Consider the following 2,750-nt stretch of genomic DNA (forward strand, 5'->3'; position numbering starts at 1 on the left):
CCTTTTGCAGAAAGCGGCGGCTGCGGGCGTGCTGCGGCCGGGCGAAAAACTCCGCCGGCGGCGCCACTTCGAGGATATCGCCGCCGTCGATAAACACCACCCGATCGGCAATCTCGCGGGCAAACTGCATCTCGTGGGTGACCACCACCATGGTGATGCCGCTGTGGGCCAGGGTTTTCATCACCTGCAGCACCTCGCCGATCATCTCCGGGTCGAGCGCCGAGGTGGGCTCGTCGAACAGAATAATTTGCGGCGAAGAGGCGAGTGCGCGGGCGATGGCCACGCGCTGCTGCTGGCCGCCGGAGAGCTGGGCCGGCATCTGGCTGGCCTTATCCTCCAGCCCCACCTGCTGCAGCAGCTCCAGCGCCCGCTGGCGGGCGGCATTTTTCGTCCAGCCGTGCACGCGCTCCAGCGCCAGGGTGATGTTTTCCTGCGCCGTCAGGTGGGCGTAGAGATTAAACTGCTGAAACACGAACCCGACGCGGCTGCGCAGCTGGCGCAGCGCGGCGGCGGTAAGATGCCGGGTTGGCCTGCCGTCGATCAGGATCTCGCCGTCGCTCAGGGTTTCGAGCTGGTTGATCAGGCGGATCAGCGTTGATTTCCCCGATCCGGAAGGGCCGAGGATCGCCACCACTTCTCCGGGATTTATCTGCAGATCGACGCCGTTAAGCACCCGATGTTCGCCGTAGCTTTTTGCCGCTTTACGCAGTTCGATACTGGCATTCTGCAGATGTGAAAAATCCGCGGCCGAGGCCGCGGAGCGTGAAAATAAACCCGATAACATATTATTTAGCTTCTATGGTAAACGCGCGCGGCTGTGGGGTTTTGGTCGCCGGGCCGAACCAGACGTCGTAAATTTTTGCCGCCTGGCCGGATTTCTCGAGGTTCACCAGCTCGTCGTTCACCGCCTTCAGCAGCGCCGGCTCGCCTTTCTTCACGCCGACGCCGATCTCCTCTTTGCTCAGCAGATCGGGGATGATTTTAAAGTTGGCCTTATCCGGCGCCTCCGCCAGCAGGCCGGCGAGAATGGTGCTGTCCTGGGTAATCGCCTGCACGTTGCCGTTACGCAGCGCGGTCAGCGCCAGCGGAATATCGTCATAGGAGAGCACGCGCGACTGCGGGAAGCGCTGGTGCAGCGCCTGCTCGCCGGTGGTGCCTTTTACCGCCCCGATGCGCGCTTTGCCGTAGTCGTCAAGCTTATCCGCCGATTTAGCCGGCACAAGGAACTGCTGGCCGGTGACAAAGTACGGCGTTGAGAAATCAATCACCTGCGCGCGTTCCGGGGTGATGGTGATATCGGCGACGATCAGATCGGCCTTACCGGACTGCAGCAGCGGAATGCGGTTGGCCGGGTTGGTGGCGACCAGCTCCAGCTTCACGCCGAGGGATTTAGCCAGCGCCTGGGCGAAATCAACGTCATAGCCGACGATCTGGTGCGTTTTCGGGTCAACCGAGCCAAACGGCGGGTTGGCGTCGAAGGTGGCGACTTTTACTACTCCGGCGGCTTTGATATCCGCCAGCTGGTCGGCCTGAGCCTGTGCGGCAAGCACCAGAATGCCCAGCGCCAGTGCAATTTTTGTTTTTGTCTTGCGCATTATTATATCCCCTGAGTCCCTGTATATGTTTTGTGGTTATTACGCTCCCACAAACAGGCCGCTGACGGCAAAGAAGAAAAAGTTCTTATCTATAGCGAAAAAGAACTTAGCGAGATCATGGGTATTGGCGCAGGGCGGCGCCCGCCCGGCGGCCCTGGAGAAGACGCGTAATATGCATCTTCCGGGATTGAAAAGACGGAATTGATATTTCCCGAGCGGCGCAGGCTGTGGTTGAAATAGACCCAGGCGAAACGCTTCCCGACGGAGGAAAAAATGAAACTCGCACTATGGCAACGAATGACGCGCTGGCTGGCTTCGCTATCTCACGCTGAAGCCGGACAGCAGGATACCCAGCGAATGATGGAGGCCATATTACCGGTCGCCAGCCTGTACGGCATTGATATGGGGAATGTTGAAACACGGTGGTTTCGCCATGATAAAACATACTGAGCGGCGCAGGACGCGTGAAGCCTACTGGAACGAGGTGTGCTTTGTGTAGCACAAGGCTGCTTGCGGTTGCGGCGACCGAACTCATCTGCCGCAGCCCCGAGCAGCTTTAATCTTTCCCGATGACCAGGGGTTTCACCCTGCCATGCAGTGCCGGATTATCGCTTTCATCCTTCAGACGCACGCCGGTCAGTCGGCGCAGAAAAGCCTGCTCCAGCAGCCACGCCAGCTTAAAGGCGGCGGCATCATAGCCCAGCCCTTCCGGGCGAATATTCGAAATACAGTTGCGCTCCGACTCCAGCCGCTGACGATGCGGTTGCCAGGTCAGGTAAACCCCGAGGCTGTCCGGTGACGAAAGCCCCGGCCGTTCGCCAATCAGTATCGCCACCGCGCGGGCCCGCAGCGTTTCGCCAATATCATCCCCCAGCGCGACCCGAGACTGATGGGCCAGCACCACCGGCGCGAGGCTCAGCCCCAGCGTCTGCAGGTAGGGCAGCAGGGCGCGGATCAGCGGCAGGGCCTGGCGCTGCACCGCGTAAGAGGAGAGCCCGTCGCCGATAACCAGCAGCAGGTCGGCGGGACGCGCGCCGCTGGCGGCGAGGTCCGAGCGGCTCTCGTCGTTCAGCCGTCGCCCCAGATCCGGGCGGTTAAGGTAGATATGCCGATCGGCGGCGGCGCTGTGCACCGTCAGCGACGAGAGGCCCATCT

Annotated in this window: 4 protein-coding genes; 1 reads left to right on the plus strand and 3 read right to left on the minus strand. The window is 61.1% G+C overall.

Annotated features, from left to right (window positions below; genetic code table 11):
- Together PFH44_RS26500 and PFH44_RS26505 are read right to left on the minus strand one after the other, a co-directional pair.
- Nucleotides 1-784, minus strand: a 784-nt coding sequence (locus PFH44_RS26500; RefSeq protein WP_283826684.1) for an amino acid ABC transporter ATP-binding protein, incomplete at its 3' end; no start/stop codon positions are given.
- Nucleotide 785: 1 nt separating this feature from the next.
- Nucleotides 786-1,595, minus strand: coding sequence for an ABC transporter substrate-binding protein (locus PFH44_RS26505; protein WP_045854145.1), 810 nt, complete (start codon nucleotides 1,593-1,595; stop codon nucleotides 786-788).
- Between the two features lie 273 nt (nucleotides 1,596-1,868).
- Here PFH44_RS26505 and PFH44_RS26510 point away from each other — a divergent pair, with 273 nt between their 5' ends.
- Nucleotides 1,869-2,045, plus strand: a complete 177-nt coding sequence (locus tag PFH44_RS26510) for a hypothetical protein (RefSeq protein ID WP_045854146.1) — start codon at nucleotides 1,869-1,871, stop codon at nucleotides 2,043-2,045.
- 106 nt (nucleotides 2,046-2,151) lie between these two features.
- Here the strand turns inward: PFH44_RS26510 and eutC are convergent.
- Nucleotides 2,152-2,750: ethanolamine ammonia-lyase subunit EutC (eutC, locus tag PFH44_RS26515; RefSeq protein WP_283826685.1), on the minus strand; the 599-nt coding region annotated here is incomplete at its 5' end.

This window comes from Klebsiella sp. Ech2A, assembly GCF_030078455.1.
In the GTDB taxonomy this organism is placed as follows: domain Bacteria; phylum Pseudomonadota; class Gammaproteobacteria; order Enterobacterales; family Enterobacteriaceae; genus Klebsiella; species Klebsiella terrigena.